General features: G+C 72.9%; 15 protein-coding genes. 8 read left to right on the forward strand and 7 right to left on the reverse strand.

The features are described 5' to 3' along the window. Positions 1–7: 7 nt before the first annotated feature. Entirely contained in the window at positions 8–730 is a 723-nt protein-coding gene (locus ACLQ29_RS18875; RefSeq protein WP_425772810.1) for an ABC transporter ATP-binding protein, read from the reverse strand. Then, complete coding sequence (locus ACLQ29_RS18880) at positions 727–1,659, reverse strand: ABC transporter ATP-binding protein (RefSeq protein WP_425772811.1); 933 nt, start codon at positions 1,657–1,659, stop codon at positions 727–729. The genes ACLQ29_RS18875 and ACLQ29_RS18880 overlap by 4 nt, the downstream gene beginning before the upstream one ends. Before the next feature lie 308 nt (positions 1,660–1,967). Here ACLQ29_RS18880 and ACLQ29_RS18885 point away from each other — a divergent pair, with 308 nt between their 5' ends. After that, the gene (locus ACLQ29_RS18885; RefSeq protein WP_425772812.1) at positions 1,968–2,615 is read left to right on the forward strand and encodes a TOPRIM nucleotidyl transferase/hydrolase domain-containing protein; all 648 of its coding nucleotides are present in this window, start codon (positions 1,968–1,970) and stop codon (positions 2,613–2,615) included. A gap of 10 nt (positions 2,616–2,625) precedes the next feature. On the opposite strand, the gene ACLQ29_RS18890 is transcribed toward ACLQ29_RS18885, so the two are convergent. The 3 genes from ACLQ29_RS18890 to ACLQ29_RS18900 form a co-directional block, all read right to left on the reverse strand. Then, complete coding sequence (locus tag ACLQ29_RS18890; RefSeq protein WP_425772813.1) at positions 2,626–3,471, reverse strand: universal stress protein; 846 nt, start codon at positions 3,469–3,471, stop codon at positions 2,626–2,628. Between the two features lie 11 nt (positions 3,472–3,482). Continuing rightward, on the reverse strand, positions 3,483–5,876 hold the full coding sequence (locus ACLQ29_RS18895) for a phosphoketolase family protein (RefSeq protein WP_425772814.1): 2,394 nt from the start codon (positions 5,874–5,876) through the stop codon (positions 3,483–3,485). Positions 5,877–5,938: 62 nt separating this feature from the next. Further along, on the reverse strand, positions 5,939–6,790 hold the full coding sequence (locus ACLQ29_RS18900) for a universal stress protein (protein WP_425772815.1): 852 nt from the start codon (positions 6,788–6,790) through the stop codon (positions 5,939–5,941). A 149-nt stretch (positions 6,791–6,939) separates the two neighbouring features. Here ACLQ29_RS18900 and ACLQ29_RS18905 point away from each other — a divergent pair, with 149 nt between their 5' ends. From ACLQ29_RS18905 to ACLQ29_RS18935, 7 genes are all read left to right on the forward strand, one after another. Then, entirely contained in the window at positions 6,940–7,176 is a 237-nt protein-coding gene (locus ACLQ29_RS18905; RefSeq protein ID WP_272616519.1) for a helix-turn-helix domain-containing protein, read from the forward strand. Continuing rightward, the gene (locus ACLQ29_RS18910) at positions 7,176–7,754 is read left to right on the forward strand and encodes a Clp protease N-terminal domain-containing protein (protein ID WP_425772869.1); all 579 of its coding nucleotides are present in this window, start codon (positions 7,176–7,178) and stop codon (positions 7,752–7,754) included. The genes ACLQ29_RS18905 and ACLQ29_RS18910 overlap by 1 nt, the downstream gene beginning before the upstream one ends. 94 nt (positions 7,755–7,848) lie before the next feature. Further along, the gene (locus ACLQ29_RS18915) at positions 7,849–8,853 is read left to right on the forward strand and encodes a diacylglycerol/lipid kinase family protein (RefSeq protein WP_425772816.1); all 1,005 of its coding nucleotides are present in this window, start codon (positions 7,849–7,851) and stop codon (positions 8,851–8,853) included. Further along, the gene (locus ACLQ29_RS18920; RefSeq protein WP_425772817.1) at positions 8,846–9,847 is read left to right on the forward strand and encodes a YihY/virulence factor BrkB family protein; all 1,002 of its coding nucleotides are present in this window, start codon (positions 8,846–8,848) and stop codon (positions 9,845–9,847) included. The genes ACLQ29_RS18915 and ACLQ29_RS18920 overlap by 8 nt, the downstream gene beginning before the upstream one ends. Positions 9,848–9,914: 67 nt before the next feature. Beyond that, entirely contained in the window at positions 9,915–11,405 is a 1,491-nt protein-coding gene (locus ACLQ29_RS18925) for a phosphatase PAP2 family protein (RefSeq protein WP_425772818.1), read from the forward strand. Between the two features lie 7 nt (positions 11,406–11,412). Continuing rightward, positions 11,413–12,234: an endonuclease/exonuclease/phosphatase family protein gene (locus ACLQ29_RS18930; RefSeq protein WP_425772819.1), complete on the forward strand. Its 822-nt coding sequence runs from the start codon at positions 11,413–11,415 to the stop codon at positions 12,232–12,234. Between the two features lie 31 nt (positions 12,235–12,265). After that, on the forward strand, positions 12,266–13,342 hold the full coding sequence (locus ACLQ29_RS18935) for a hypothetical protein (protein WP_425772820.1): 1,077 nt from the start codon (positions 12,266–12,268) through the stop codon (positions 13,340–13,342). 178 nt (positions 13,343–13,520) lie between these two features. Here the strand turns inward: ACLQ29_RS18935 and ACLQ29_RS18940 are convergent, their stop codons facing one another. Both ACLQ29_RS18940 and ACLQ29_RS18945 read right to left on the reverse strand, forming a co-directional pair. Then, positions 13,521–13,769 (reverse strand): hypothetical protein, encoded by a 249-nt coding sequence (locus tag ACLQ29_RS18940; protein ID WP_425772821.1) that lies wholly within the window; start codon positions 13,767–13,769, stop codon positions 13,521–13,523. Further along, on the reverse strand, positions 13,766–14,728 hold the full coding sequence (locus ACLQ29_RS18945) for a TIGR03557 family F420-dependent LLM class oxidoreductase (RefSeq protein WP_425772822.1): 963 nt from the start codon (positions 14,726–14,728) through the stop codon (positions 13,766–13,768). Before ACLQ29_RS18945 ends, ACLQ29_RS18940 begins: the two co-directional genes overlap by 4 nt. Positions 14,729–15,095: the final 367 nt, after the last annotated feature.

Genomic DNA, 15,095 nt, shown 5'->3' on the forward strand with positions numbered 1-15,095 from the left:
CGTCGTGTCACCCGGCGTCCGGCGCGGGCGCGTACGGCCGCCCGGCGGCCTGGTCGTCGAGGTGCCCGTCGTGGATGCGGATCACCCGGTCGGCCAGGGCCATCATCACCGCGTCGTGCGTCGACACCAACACGGTGACGCCTTCGGATTCCACTATCCCGCGCAGCAGGGCCATCACCGAGAGGCCGGTCTCGGCGTCCAGTTGCCCGGTGGGCTCGTCGGCGAGCAGAAGCTGGGGCGAGGCGGCCAGCGCGCGGGCGATCGCCACCCGCTGCTGCTGGCCGCCGGACAGCTCGGCCGGGCGCTGCCGGGCGTGGTCGGCCAGGCCGATCAGGTCCAGCAGCAACTCGACCCGCCGCTCGCGCTCGGCGGGGGCGACGCGGGCCATCCGCAGCGGGGCCGCGACGTTTTCCGCGGCCGACAGCACCGGGATCAACCCGAAACTCTGGAAGACGTACGACACCTTCTCGCGCCGCAGCCGGGACAGGCCGTCCTCGTCGAGCGCGGTGACGTCGGTGCCGTCGACGTGCACGGTGCCGGCGTCCGGGCGGTCCAGGCCGCCGATGACGTTGAGCAGGGTGGTCTTGCCCGAGCCGGACCGGCCGACGAGCGCCACCATCGAACCGGCGGCCACGTCGAACGACACGCCGCGCAGGGCGTGTACGACGGTCGGCCCGGTGCGGAAGCGCCGGTCCACGCCGCGCACGCGCAGCAGCGGCTCGCCGCTCATTCGTCGCTCCCCGAGTCGGGGTGGATCGTGATGTGGTCGGGTTCCAGGGCCAGCCGGACCCGTCGGGTCAGCGCCAGCGCCTCGCGGAACTCGCGGGGCACCTGGACCCGCCCGGCCCGGTCCATCACGGCGTACTCCTCGGCGGTCACGTGCGTGTCACCCTCCGCGTCGGTGGTGGCGCGGCGCAGCACCTCGCTGCTGGTACGCCCGTCCCGGATCGCCACGGTCCGTTCGACCTGGCCGCTGACCTCCGGATCGTGGGTCACCACGACAACCGTGACGCCGTAGCGCCGGTTGACGTCCCGCAGCACGCCGAAGACCTCCGCGGACGTGGCGGCGTCCAGCTCGCCGGTCGGCTCGTCGGCGAACAGGACCCGCGGCTGGTTGGCAAGCGCCACCGCGATCGCGACACGCATCTGTTGCCCTCCGGAGAGTTGCCCGGGGCGGCGATCGGCGCAGTCGGCGACACCGAGGCTGTCCAGCAGCTCGGCCGTGCGCTCCCGGCGCTCCTCCTTCGGGGTACGGGCCGCCGTCATCGGCAGGTCCACCATCTCCCGGGCGGTCAGGTAGGGGATCAGGTTGCTCGCCGTCTGCTGCCGTACGAACCCGACGGTGCGCCGCCGGTAGTCCACCCGATCCGCGCGGGACATCGTCAGCAGGTTCCACCTGTCGACCCGGACCCGTCCGGCGGTGGGGGCGTCGATGCCGGCCAGGATGGAGAGCAGTGTCGACTTGCCCGACCCGGAGGCGCCGACGATGGCGACCAGCTCACCGCTCTCCACGGCCAGGTCCAGCCCCTGTAGCGCCTGCACCTCGATCGAACCGGTCTGGTAGATCCGCACCAGGTTCTCGCAGACGATGAGCGCGTCCCGGCCGAACTCGGGCGCCCGCGCGGATGGCTGCGGCAGGGACAGCGGTGTGCGGGGCATCCCCTTCTCCGTCCGGTTCGTGCCGACGTCGAGCCAGCCTCGGGTGGCGGTCAGGCCCACCGATCGGGCGCGTGCTGTCACCCGGTCGGCACGCACGGTCAGCGCATGCGTCGCGCGCCTCGATGCCCGTGCTGACGCAGATTGAAGCAGATTCGCGGTCGGCGGCTTCGTCGACCATGCCCGGGGTCCGCTTTCCCGGGTGCGGGACGGGGGTCCGAGGGTTGACGTCCGGCGCAGGGACCGGTGACGAGCCGGTCCCGCGCCCAATCCGGTGGCGGTCCCCAGCGGAGGTTGCGAGACTCTGGCGTGTGCGAGAGCCGGACCGTTTCCGAGGTGCCGTGCAGGTCTGGGCGGCCGGCGGTGCGGACGCCGCGGCAGCCGCAACGGTGGCCCGTGCGGTGGCCGGCGATCTGAGCATTGTCGTGCTCGTCGAGGGCTTCAGCGATCGGTGCGCGGTGGAGACGCTGGCCGAGCGGCGGGGCCGCGACCTGGCCGGCGAGGGGGTGCTCGTCCTGCCGATCGGCGGCGCGATGAGTGTCGCCCGCTACCTGCGGCTGTTCGGCGGGCAGGGGTTGGCGGTGACCGTACGAGGGCTCTGCGACGAGGCCGAGGAGGGTTTCTTCCGGCGGGGGTTGGAGCAGGCCGGCTTCGGCGGCGACCTGACCCGCTCGGCCATGGAGGCGCTCGGCTTCCAGGTGTGCGTGACCGACCTGGAGGACGAGTTGATCCGCGCGCTCGGTAGTGCCGGTGTCGAGCGGGTCATCGACGCCGAGCGGGATCTGGCCCGCTTCCGGGTCTTCCAGAACCAGCCCGCGCAGCGCGGGCGGACGATCGAGCGGCAACTGCGCCGCTTCATGGGCACGATGAGCGGCCGTAAGGCGCGCTACGCCCGCGCGCTCGTCCGCGCCCTCGACCCCGACGCCATTCCACGACCACTGGATCGGCTGCTCGGCTGACTCCGCGCGGTCAGCGTTCCCGGACCACCGCGACCGGGCAGCCGGCGTGCTGGATCACCTGCTGGCTGACCGAGCCGAGCAGCATCCCGGCCAGCCCGCCCCGACCCCGGCTGCCGACCACCACCGACTGCGCGGACCGGCTCGCCTCGATCAGCATCGCCGCCGGGCTGCCCGAGACCAGGTCGACCGTCACGTTCAGCTGGGGATAGGTACGCCGCCACGGCTCCAACGCCTGCTCCACCGCGGCCCGCTCGTCGGGCACCCCGGCCGCCCCGCCGGGGCCCGGGGTCCAGGCGTGCAGCACGCGCAACGGCACCTGCCGTCGCGCCGCCCGTTCGGCCGCGAAGCCGAGCGCCACGAGCGACGGCGCCGAACCGTCCACCCCGACCGCCACCGGGTCGTCCGGTCCACCGGCCGTCCCGTCGCGGACCACGACCACCGGGCAGTGTGCGTGGGCGGCCACCGACACGGCCGTGGACCCGGCCAGCAGGCCACCGAACCCGCCGTGGCCCCGGCTGCCGAGCACCAGCATGCCGGCCTCGGCCGAGCGTTCCTGCAACACCAGGGCGGGTGGTCCGTCGTACACCTCGCCGGTGATCGTCAGCCCGGGGTGGGCGGCGGCGGCCTCCGCCGCGGCCTTGCCGACCAGGTCCTCGACCTGGTGGCGGGCGGTCTCGTCCGGCCAGACCCCGGGCGCCACGCCCGGACCGACCCAGCCGGCCACGGTCAGCCATTCGAAGACGTACGCCAGCCGCACCTGTTGGCCGCTGTGCCGAGCCTCCTCCAGCGCCCACTCCAGCGCCATCGAGGCGTCGGTGGAGCCGTCGTAGCCGACCAGGATCTCCGCGTCGCGCACGTCGTCCTCCTTCAGGGGTTCGTCGGGTCGGTTGCGCGGACCCAGCGCCACTCGGCGACCTCGGGGTCGTCCTCGCCGTAGCGGCGGGTGTAGTCGCGGGCCGCCTGCCGGGCGTCGACCATCCGCTGCCGCAGGTGCGCGGCGCGGGCGGCCAGCCCGGGTACCCGGTCGATGACGTCGATGACCAGGTGGAAGCGGTCCAGGTCGTTGAGCATCACCATGTCGAACGGGGTGGTGGTGGTGCCCTCCTCCTTGTAGCCGCGGACGTGCAGGTTCTCGTGGTTGTTGCGGCGGTAGGTCAGCCGGTGGATCAACCAGGGATAACCGTGGTACGCGAAGATGATCGGCCGGTCCTGGGTGAAGATGGTGTCGAACTCGTTGTCGGTCAGCCCGTGCGGGTGCTCGGTGTCCGTCTGCAGGCGCATCAGGTCGACCACGTTCACGAGTCGCACCCGCAGGTCCGGGAGGTGCTGGCGGAGCAGCTCGACGGCGGCCAACGTCTCCAGGGTGGGCACGTCCCCGCAGCAGGCCAGCACCACGTCCGGTTCGATGCCCCCGTCGTTGCTGGCCCACTCCCAGATTCCCAGGCCGCGTCGGGTGTGCTGGATCGCCTCGGTCATCGTCAGCCAGTTCGGCGCCGGCTGCTTGCCGGCCACCACCACGTTTATGTAGTGCCGGCTGCGCAGGCAGTGGTCCATCGTGGCGAGCAGGGTGTTGGCGTCCGGCGGCAGGTAGACCCGGACCACCTCGGCCTTCTTGTTGACCACGTGGTCGATGAAGCCGGGGTCCTGGTGGGAGAAACCGTTGTGGTCCTGCCGCCAGACGTGGCTGGACAGCAGGTAGTTCAACGAGGCGATCGGCTGCCGCCAGGGGATGGCCCGGGTCACCTTCAGCCACTTGGCGTGCTGGTTGAGCATCGAGTCGACGATGTGGATGAACGCCTCGTAGCTGGTGAAGACGCCGTGCCGGCCGGTCAGGAGGTAGCCCTCCAACCAGCCCTGGCACAGGTGCTCGGAGAGCACCTCCATGACCCGGCCGTCGGGGGAGAGGTGGTCGTCGCCGGGAACGGTGGCGGCGACCCACACCCGACCGGTCACCTCGAACGCCGCGCCCAACCGGTTGGAGGCGACCTCGTCCGGGCCGAACAGTCGGAACGTCTCCGGGTTGGCGCTGATGACGTCGCGGATCCACGGGCCGAGCACCCCCGTCGCGCCGGCCATCGGCTGGCCCGGTTCTCCGACGTCCACGCCGTAGTCGCGGAAGTCGGGCAGGGCCAGGTCGCGCAGCACCACGCCACCGTTGGTGACCGGGTTGGCGCTCATCCGCCGGTCCCCGCGCGGCGGCAGCGTCCGCAGCTCGTCCACCGGCGCGCCGGTGGCGTCGAACAGCTCCTCGGGCCGGTAGCTGCGTAGCCAGCGCTCCAACTCGGCCAGGTGGGCCGGGTTGTCGCGGACCCCCGAGAGCGGCACCTGGTGGGCGCGGTACGTGCCCTCCACCTGGACGCCGTCCACCTCGTTCGGGCCGGTCCAACCCTTCGGTGTCCGCAGGATGATCATCGGCCAGCGGGGACGTTCGACGACGCCGCCGGAACGGGCCCGCCGCTGGATCTCGGCGATCTCGTCGAGCGCCCGGTCCATCGTCGCGGCGAGCGTACGGTGCACCACTGCCGGGTCGTCGCCGGCCACCACGTACGGCTGGTAGCCCGACCCGCGCATCAGGTCGAGCAGGTCGGCCTCGGGGATCCGGGCCAGCACCGTCGGGTTGGCGATCTTGTAGCCGTTGAGGTGCAGGATGGGCAGCACCGCGCCGTCGCGCGCCGGGTTGAGGAACACGTTGGAGAGCCAACTGCCGGCCAGCGGGCCGGTCTCCGCCTCGCCGTCGCCGACCACGCAGGCCACCACGAGATCCGGGTGGTCGAACGCGGCGCCGTAGGCGTGGCTCAGCGCGTACCCCAACTCGCCGCCCTCGTGGATCGAACCCGGCACGTCCGCCGCCACGTGGCTGGGGATGCCGCCCGGGAAGGAGAACTGGCGGAACAGCTTGGCCATCCCGACCTCGTCGCGCGCCACGTCGTGGTAGCGCTCGGACCAGGTGCCCTCCAGCCAGGTGTTGGCCACGATGGCCGGGCCGCCGTGCCCGGGGCCGGTGACCAGCATGGCGTCGAGGTCACGCGCCACGATCACCCGGTTGAGATGGGCGTAGATAAGGTTGAGCCCGGGGCTGGTGCCCCAGTGCCCGAGCAGCCGGGGCTTGATGTCGTCGGTGGTCAGCGGCTCCCGCAGCAGCGGGTTGCCCAGCAGGTAGATCTGCCCGACGGTGAGGTAGTTCGCGGCGCGCCAGTAGGCGTCCAGCCGGCGCAGCTCGTCGTCGGTGAGGGCGTGTCGCACGTCGAGAGCGGTGTCCATCAGGCTGCCTCTCGCGGGTAGGAGTGGGGCGTTCGGCTGCGTCGCCGCGCACGCCCCGGGGTTCAGGGCCGTTGGCGCCGGGCGTCCGGGCCGGTCAGCGGCGCCTCGGTCAGGCCACGGACGACGACCACCGGTGCGGGGGAGTGGTAGAGCAGGGACTGGGCGACCGCGCCCAGCATCGCTCGCCCCGGTTCGTCGCCCCGGGCGGCGACGAGCGCCAACTGCGACGTGCGGGACGTGTCGACAAGCACCTCACCGGGATCGCCGCGCACGACGCGGCACTCGGTGGGCACCGAACCGTTGCGGCCGGCATGCCGGGCCAGCGCCTCGCTGAGCTGCTCGGCGACCGCGTCGGTGTCCTCGTCCTGCTCGACCACGCGCAGCGCGAGCAGTCGGGCGTCCCGCCGTGCCGCGCAGTCCACCGCCCACTGCAGCGCGAGGTGCGAGCTGGGCGAGCCGTCCACCCCGACCAGCACCGGGCCCTGCGGTGGTGGCTCGCGGCGGACCACCAGCAGCGGGCAACCGGCCCGCGCGGCCAACTGCACGGCGAGCGTCTCGGCCGGGACGCACTGGCCGCTGCCGGCCATCCCGCTGTCGCCGACCGCCAGCAGGAAGGCCGTCTCCGAGCGTCGGATGAGGGTGGCCAGCGTGGCGCTCTCGACGATCTCGCTGCCCACGGTCAGGCCGGGTTCGGCCTGGTGGGCGAGTTGGGCGGCCCGGGTGAGCAGCTCCTCGGCCCGGTCGCGGGGCGCGGCGACGCTGTCGGCGGCGAACGCCGCGTGCCAGTCGAAGGTGTGCAGCAGGTGCAGGGCGCGGCCGTGCCCGGCGGCTTCCTGCGCGGCCTGTTCGACGACCGGAAGGTCGAGATCCGAGCCGAGGCCGACGAGCACCGCCGCGTCGGTGGCTGCGGCCATCGATATCACCTCCCGGGCGTCGCGCCCGGCACGACCACGCTGTCCCTGACCGAGGGTAGTCGGGTGCTCGCGGCGGCGGGCCGGTTCGGGCACCACCCGCTCGTCAACCGATGTTGACAACAGTGCTGTTGTCAACGTATGTTGACGGCATGAGTCAGGCGACAGAACTCGCGGCGGCAGCCGGCAGCACCGACCCCCGGGTCGGGCTGCGCGCCGTCCGCGCACTGCGCCGGCTGCTCGAGCGGCTCGAGGTCGTCCAGGTGGACAACGCCCGTCGACAGGGCTGGTCCTGGCAGGACATCGCCGACGCGCTCGAGGTCAGCCGGCAGGCGGTGCACAAGAAGCACGCCGGTCGACCGGCGGTCAACTCATCCTGGGAGGCGTGATGTTCGAACGGTTCACCGACCGGGCGCGCGGCGTGGTGCGCCGGGCGCTGGAGGAGGCACGGGTCGAGGGTCAGCGGCCGGTCGGCACCGAGCACCTGCTGCTCGCCCTGCTCGACGACGACGCCGGCCTGGCCAGCCGGGTGCTCGCCGACGCCGGCGTCCGCGCCGACGACCTGCGCGAGCGCGTCCGCCGACACACCGCCAGCGGTGGCGTGGGCCTCGGCGACGCGGACGCGGCGGCCCTGCGGGAGATCGGCATCGACCTGGCCGCGATCGTGGCCCGCATCGAGCAGTCCTTCGGCCCGGACGCGCTGCGCGAGGCGGTGCCGGCGCCGCGTCGCCGGTGGGGGCGCAAACGCTACCTCGGTGGGCCGTTCTCGACCCGGTCCAAGAAGGCGCTGGAGCTGTCCCTGCGCGAGGCGCTGCGCCTGCGTCACAAACACATCGGCACCGAGCACATCCTGCTCGGGGTGCTCCGGGAGGGGCACGGCCTGGGCGCGCTGGTGCTCACCGAGGCCGGCATCGACCTCGACGATCTGCGCCGACGGGTGGAGAGCGCGCTACGGGCGGCGGCCTGACGGGGGCGCTCGCGTTGAAACGTGTCTGTGGCACTTTCGACGCGAGCGCCCCGCTGGGTCGCTGAAGGTGCCCCGGTGCTGCACACTGGCGCCCGTGGATGCTGGACAGGACAGGCGGCCCTCGGGCGGCGACGGTGGGCTGCGCTCCGCCGTGGTCGTCAACCCGGTGAAGGTCGACGATCTCGACGAGCTGCGCCGTACCGTGAACGACGCGCTCAACGCGGCGGGCTGGCCCGAGCCGCAGTGGTACGAAACGACTGTCGACGACCCGGGCCGCGGTCAGGCCGAGCAGGCCGTCAAGTCCGGCGTCGACCTGGTCTTCGCCTGCGGTGGCGACGGCACCGTGATGTCCTGCGTCAGCGCGCTTGTCGGCACCGACGTGGCCCTCGCGGTGCTGCCGCAGGGCACCGGCAACCTGCTCGCCGCCAACCTGGGCCTCTCCACCGACCTGGCCGCCGGGCTACAGGTCGCCATCGAACGGGGTCGGCGGCTGCTGGACGTCGGCGCCGTGGAAGACCGCTACTTCACCGTGATGGCCGGCATGGGCTTCGACGCCCAGATGCTCGACGCCACCTCCGAGACCACCAAGGCCCGCATCGGCTGGCCGGCGTACGTCATGGGCGCCGCCCGCCACCTGCGGGACCGGCCGATGCGGGTGAAGATCCGCATCGACGACCGCCCGCCGGTCCGCCGCCGGGCCCGCTCGGTCCTGATCGCCAACGTCGGCCGGCTCCAGGGCGGGGTGACCCTGCTCACCGAGGCCGAGCCGGACGACGGCTGGCTCGACGTCGCCGTGCTCACCCCCCGCAACCTGCGGCACTGGCTGGCGCTCGGCTGGGCGGTGGTCCGCCGCAGTGGCCAGGTGCCGCGGATGGAGGTCTTCCGGGGCCGACGCGTGGTGGTCAGCAGCAACCGGGCCCAGCCCAGGGAACTGGACGGCGACCTCATCGCCCCGGGCCGACAGCTACGGGCGGACATCCGCACCCAGGCGCTGTGGCTCTGCGTCCCCCAACCCGAGGACGCCCCCGACCTGGCCGTCGACGCGCAGGGCGCCGGAGAGCGGGGCGAGCAGCTGATCGAGGACGCGCGCCGTGAGTAGCACCCGGATCGTGCCGGAGACCCGGCTGATGGCCGACGAGGAGCTGTCCGCCGACGACGCCTGGCACACGCTGCGCCGGCAGGGCGGCTGGCACCTGCTGCGGGACGCCTTCATCAGGTTCCGCTACGGCGACGGGTTCAGTCACTCCCGGGCCTTCGCACTGCAACTCTGCCTCGCCGTGGTGCCGTTCCTGATCGCCCTCACCGGCCTGATCAGCGAGCTGGGCGTCGAGGAGGGCGGTCAGGTGGTGGCCGACACCGTCCTGGCGCTCACCCCGGGCCAGAGCGCCCAGATGGTCGCCGAGCTGTTGGGCGAGGGCGAGCGCGTCGAGGACGCGGGCGAACTGGCGCTCACCCTCGGCCTGCTCACCGGCCTGTTCGCGCTGACCACCACCATGGCCCAGATCGAACGCGGCGCCAACCGCATCTACGGCGTCGAACGGGACCGGCCCGCGCTGCGGAAGTACCTCCGCGCCGCGGTGCTGGCCGTCACCGCCGGTCTGCCCGCGCTCGCCGGTTTCCTGATCCTGGTCGGTGGCGGCGCGATGGGCGACTCGGTACGCAAGCACTACGAGTGGGGTGCGCTCGCCAACGTCATCTGGGACGTGGTCCGCTTCCCCCTGAGCCTCGGCCTGACCGTCCTCGCCGTCGCCGTGCTGTTCCGGCACGCGCCACGACGCAACCAGCCCGGCCTGTCCTGGCTGTTCTTCGGCGCCGGCATCGCCACGGTCCTCTGGTGGATGGCCAGCCTGCTGCTCGCCGCGTACGTGCGGTTCAGCGACGGCTTCGGGCAGACCTACGGCGCGTTGACGGGCATGATGGCGCTGCTGCTCTGGGCCAACCTGACCGGGATGGCGCTCTTCGGCGGGCTGGCCTTCGCCGCCCAGTTGGAGGCGCTGCGCATCGGTGCCCGGGAGCCCGCCCAACCCGACCTGTGGGAGCCCGACACCGACCGTGCCGAGCTGGTCGACACCGGGGACATGACGGCGCTGTAGGGGCGTCGGCGTGTACGACGGACGCGGATCGGGTAAAGCGCCTCGCCAGAGACAAGGGAGGTGCGGAGTGACCGCGGTCAAAGAGATGGCGCGACGTCCGATCGGCCACTTCGCCGAGCGGAGCATCGCGGGTCTGGCGGCCGTCACCGGCGCCGGGGTGGCCTTCGGGCTGCTGTTGCTGCTCGTTCGGGTGCGGTGGAGCCCGTTGCAGGACGCCGACCACGCCGCCGCCGAGTGGTTCAACGGGCTCGTCGCCCCGCACCACGCCCTCGTCACCGTCCTGGAGGCGGTGACCGACCTGGGCGGCCGGCCGATCTACATCTGGCTGGTGAGCGTCGCCGTGGTCGGGCTACTGATCCGCAAACAGCCACGGCTGGCCGTCTACCTGATCGTCACCGGCATCGGTGGCCTGATCCTCGACCCGTCGCTGAAGACGCTCGTCGGTCGGCTCCGCCCGGTGGTGGACGTGCCGATCGCCAGCGCACCGGGCAACAGCTTCCCGAGCGGGCACGCGCTGGGCTCGATCGTCGCGTACGGGGCTCTGCTGCTGGTGTTCCTGCCGGCCATGGCACCGCGTTGGCGCAAGCCGGCGATCGTCGGCTTCAGCCTGCTGGTGGCGGTGATCGGCCTGACCCGGATCGCGTTGGGCGTGCACTACATCTCCGACGTGCTGGCCGGCTGGCTGCTCGGCGCGGCCTGGTTGGGCGTCACCGCGTACGCCTTCCGGCTGTGGCGTCGTGAGCGCGGGCGGCCGGTGCCGTCGCTGAGCGAGGGCCTGGAGCCGGAGGCCGGGCACGACATCGCCGCCGCCCCGGCCGAGGAGCACGTGCTGGCGCACCCCCGCTCGGCGGTGGCCGAGCTGCTGGTCGGGTGGGTGCTCGTGTTCGGGGCGCTCTACGCCTTCGGCACGTACGTCAGCTATCACGCCAAGGGCACCGTCTTCGACATGCTCGACACCGAGGTGCCGCGGTGGTTCGCCGCCCGGCACACCGACGTGTTGACCGACGTGAGCTGGTGGTGGAGCAAGTTCGGTGACACCCACGCCATCCTGATCATCTCGCTGGTGTTCTGCCCACTGGTGTTGGCGGTCTGGCGGCGTTGGCGTCCGGTACTCTTCCTGGCGTTGGCGATGGTGGGTGAGCTGACCCTGTTCCTCGCCTCGGCCCGCGCCGTCGACCGACCGCGCCCGGCGGTGGAGAACCTCGACGGGCAGATGCCCACCTCGTCGTTCCCGTCGGGGCACATCGCGGCCACCATCTGCGTCTGGCTGGCCATCACGGTCATCGTGTTCCCGCGTACCGACAGGTGGTGGCGTTGGATCTTCGTGGCGCTGGCCGTGATCATGCCGGTCGGGGTCGCCACCTCCCGGATGTACCGGGGTATGCACCACCCGACCGACTTCATGGGCGCGATCCTGCTCTCCGCGCTCTGGATCGGGCTGCTCTACCTCGTCATCCGCCCGAACGCCGACCTGAAGGACGGCAACCAGCCGGCCATCGAGTCGGAGGACGTGGACACCCTCGACGACGAGCTGGCCCGCGCCGGCCGAGCCGACTGAGCGCCACGTGCTGCGGTTGATGACCTGGAACATCCGCACCGGCGGTCGGGATCGCGGCGGCGCCGACCGGCTGGATCGGGTGGTCCGGGTCATCGACGAGCAGACGCCGGACGTGCTGGCCCTCCAGGAGCTGCGCGGCTTCGACCGCGACGGGCTGATGGCCACCGTGGCGGGTCGGGTGGGCATGACGCCGCACCTGGCCCGCTCCTGCGTCGGGCAGCCGGTGGCGGTGCTGGTCCGGCCGCCGTACCAGGTCGTCGAGGCGGGGACGCTGCGCCGGCCGTTCCACCACGCCGCCGCCCGCGTCGTGGTGGCGACCACCGCCGGCCCGCTCACCGTGCTCGGCGCCCACCTCTACCCGTACTCCGGTGGGCGGCGGCGGATGGAGGCCGACTGGCTGGCCCGGGCGGTGCGGCGGGCCCGGGGGCCGTTGACGGTCGTCACCGGCGACCTCAACTCGCTGGACCCGAGCGTCGACCACACCGAGCGGCTGGCCGGAATGCCCGCTCTCTACCGGCGGCGGCATCTGCGCCGTTTCGGTGGCGACGTGGACACCCGGGCGATCGCCCGGCTGCTCGCCGCCGACCTGGTCGATCTCTGGCCGTCGTGCAACGTCGGGGCGTCGGAGGCCGACGGCCACACCGTGCCCACCCGCTTCGGCGGGGCGGAGTTCGCCGGGATGCGGCTCGACTACCTGCTCGGCACGCGCGACGTGGCGCGGCGGACGCGGGAGTGCCGGGTGCTGCGGGGCGGGGCGGCCGACCGGGCCTCGGATCACTATCCACTGCTCACCACACTCGACCTCGGCCCGGCCGCGACCGGCGGCTGAGGCCTGGCGCGGGCCGGTTACCGTGCCCACCGTGACCGACCGTCTGCCTGCCCGCTCGCCGCTGTCCGGCCCGCCGAGCGGGCCACCCGGCCCACCGTCGGCGGCGCGTCCGGCACCGTCGACCGCGGACCCGGCAGAGCCGGCCGCCGTCGCGCTCCCGCTCGTCGCGGCCGTCGCGCGCGGTGTGGCGTTGGTCGTGGTGCTGCCGGTACGCCTGCTCTGGGAGCTGATCGCGGCTGCCGGCCGGCTGGCGTACCGGAGCCTGCTCAGCCCCGCCGGCCGGTTCCTGCGTCGCTGGGTGCTGTCCCCGCTGTCCTGGGCGCTGCACCGACTCCTCTGGCTTCCGCTGGTCTGGTGCGCCCGCAACCTGCTCTGGGTGCCGCTGGTCTGGCTGGGGCGGGGCCTCGGGTGGGTGGGCCGCGCGCTGATCCGACGCCCGCTGGTCTGGCTGGCGTACGGCATCGCCTGGGTTGTCCGCACGGTGCTCTGGACGCCGCTGGTCTGGTTCGGCGGCGTGCTGGCCGCGATGGGATCGGCGGTGGGGCGGGCGGCTCGGCGGCTGCTCTGGGCACCGCTTGTCTGGTTGGCCCGCCACGGGCTGCGTCCACCTCTCGTCGCGCTGGGACGCGCGCTGGGGTGGCTCGCCGCGCACCTGGTCCTGCGGCCGCTGCGCTGGCTGGGCGCGGCGGTCACCCCCGCGGGGCGGCTGCTGTGGCGTGGCGTCGGCGCGCTCGCCGGGGCGGTGCGCGCCGCGATCGTCGGGTCGGCCCGAGGGATCTGGTGGGTCGTCGTGGGGTTCGGCCGGCTGCTCGTCGCCGTGGTGGTCGGCGCGTGGTGGGCGGCCGGATGGGTGCTGCGGCTGCTCTACCGCCTGCTGCTGCGCCCGCTCGGGCATGGGCTGCGCTGGGTGTGGCGGCACGCCGTGCGCCCGCTGCTGCGGGGAGCCCGGTGGGTCTGGTCGGTGACTGTCGTGCCGGTGGCGCACGGCGTCCGGGCGGCCTGGCGGACCACCGTCACGCCCGCGGCCCGGTGGACCCGCCGGTCGGTGCTCGACCCGGCCCGGCTGGCCTCCCGTGAGGTGCTCAGCGTCCTGGGCCTACGCCGCTGACCGGAGCGGGCGGATCGCGGTCGCGGTCGACGCCGAGCGGGATGACGATGCCCCTCACAACACCAGGTTGAGCAGGACGGTGAGCACCACCGAGGCGAGGATCGAGAAGAGGATCATCAGGAGGCAGCCGAGGCCACCGCCGAGCGGGCGGATCTCCGTCTTGCCCAAGCGCATGGGGTCACCTGTCCGAGAGTGCGGGTTGCGGGGCGAGCAGGCGGCGGCACGCGTCCGCGACCTGCGCCGGAGCGGTCGTGACCACGTTGTGCGCGACGCCGGGGACGACCACCAGGCTCGCGTCCGGCACGAGCCGGGTGCGCAGCCCGTCGACGAGCCGCCACTCGCTCGTCAACCCGGCGGCCGGCCGGGGCGCGGCCATGGCGAGCCGCAGCTCGGTCGGACCGAAGTGGCCGCCGGGCAGCGGCCTCACAACGCCCGCAACCGGGGTAGTAGCTGCTCCTGCGCCCAGTCCAGGAACATCGGCTGGGTCTCCCCGCCGACCTGGATGATCGCCACGTGGGTGAAGCCGGCGTCGACGAACTGCCGGAACGCCTCGACGTGCGCGTCGACGTCCGGGCCACAGGGGACGCCCTCGGCGACGTCCTCCTCCCGGACGAACTGGGTGGCGGCGGCGAAGGACTCCGGGCCGGGAAGGTCGGCGTTCACCTTCCAACCCATGCCGAACCAGCGGAACTGGTCGTGCACGATCTTGCGGCACTCCGCCTCGTCGGGGCCGTAGCAGATGGCCACCTGCCCGTACCGGGGCTGGCCGGCGCCGCCGGCGTCGTCGTACATCTCGATGATGTGCCGGTCGGGTTCGGTGGAGATGATGCCGTTGCCGTACTCGGCGGCCAACGTCGCGGACTGCCGGCCGGACGCGGCGACGGCCATCGGCACCGGCCGTTCCGGGCGGTCCCAGACGTAGGCGTCGGGCACGTCGAAGTGGTTGCCGGAGAAGGTGAGCGTCTCCCCGTTGAGCAGCGGCCGGATGATCTGCAACGCCTCCTCGAACATCTCGTGCCGCTGCTGCACGTGTGGCCAGCCACCGACCACGTGCTCGTTCAGGTTCTCCCCGGCGCCCAGACCGAGGGTGAACCGGCCGTCCGAGAGCGCACCGATCGTGCTGGCCTTCTGCGCGACCACGGCCGGGTGGTAGCGGCGGATCGGGCAGGTAACGAACGACATCAACTCGGCGCGGGAGGTGGCGTGGGCGACCGCGCCGAGCACCGACCAGGCGTACGGCGAGTGGCCCTGGGAGTCCAGCCAGGGGTAGTAGTGGTCGGACATCACCAGTTGGTCGAATCCGGCCGCCTCGGCTCGCACCGCGTGGTCGACCAACTGCTTGGGACCTGCCTGTTCGCCCATCAGGGTGTAACCGACGCTGACCATCCTGGTATCCCCTCTCACCGACTGATCGTTCCCCGGATACCCCGGTCGGGCGCTGTCAACCCTCTCGTCCGGTTCTCAGATGGCGGTGCTTGACGGATGGCCGGTGACCTGCCTACCGTCGGTCTTAACCGGTTAAGACCCGGAGGTGGCGCACATCCTGTGGTGGGGATGATCGCCCCGTGACGGCCCGCGTTCGCGTGGGCCGTTACGGCTGTCCGGGGTGTGCGTCTGCCAACTGAACCGGTTGCGAGGGCCAATCCATCGCCCTACGCTGATGCGTGCGCGCCGGGAGTCGGGCGCGGCTGCCGGGCTGCAGCCGCCTCCCCCTGTCACGTCTCACCCCTGTCGGGCATCGGGGGTCCTCCCT

It is taken from the genome of Micromonospora sp. DT228, assembly GCF_049841595.1.
Lineage (GTDB): Bacteria > Actinomycetota > Actinomycetes > Mycobacteriales > Micromonosporaceae > Micromonospora.

Bases quoted from the DNA above. Each gene is read 5' to 3' on its own strand.
- ACLQ29_RS18945 (WP_425772822.1), bottom strand. From the start codon at position 14,728: ATGGTCAGCGTCGGTTACACCCTGATGGGCGAACAGGCAGGTCCCAAG.
- ACLQ29_RS18900 (WP_425772815.1), bottom strand. From the start codon at position 6,790: ATGGCCGCAGCCACCGACGCGGCGGTGCTCGTCGGCCTCGGCTCGGAT.
- ACLQ29_RS18905 (WP_272616519.1), top strand. From the start codon at position 6,940: ATGAGTCAGGCGACAGAACTCGCGGCGGCAGCCGGCAGCACCGACCCC.
- ACLQ29_RS18880 (WP_425772811.1), bottom strand. From the start codon at position 1,659: ATGCCCCGCACACCGCTGTCCCTGCCGCAGCCATCCGCGCGGGCGCCC.
- ACLQ29_RS18910 (WP_425772869.1), top strand. From the start codon at position 7,176: ATGTTCGAACGGTTCACCGACCGGGCGCGCGGCGTGGTGCGCCGGGCG.
- ACLQ29_RS18895 (WP_425772814.1), bottom strand. From the start codon at position 5,876: ATGGACACCGCTCTCGACGTGCGACACGCCCTCACCGACGACGAGCTG.
- ACLQ29_RS18875 (WP_425772810.1), bottom strand. From the start codon at position 730: ATGAGCGGCGAGCCGCTGCTGCGCGTGCGCGGCGTGGACCGGCGCTTC.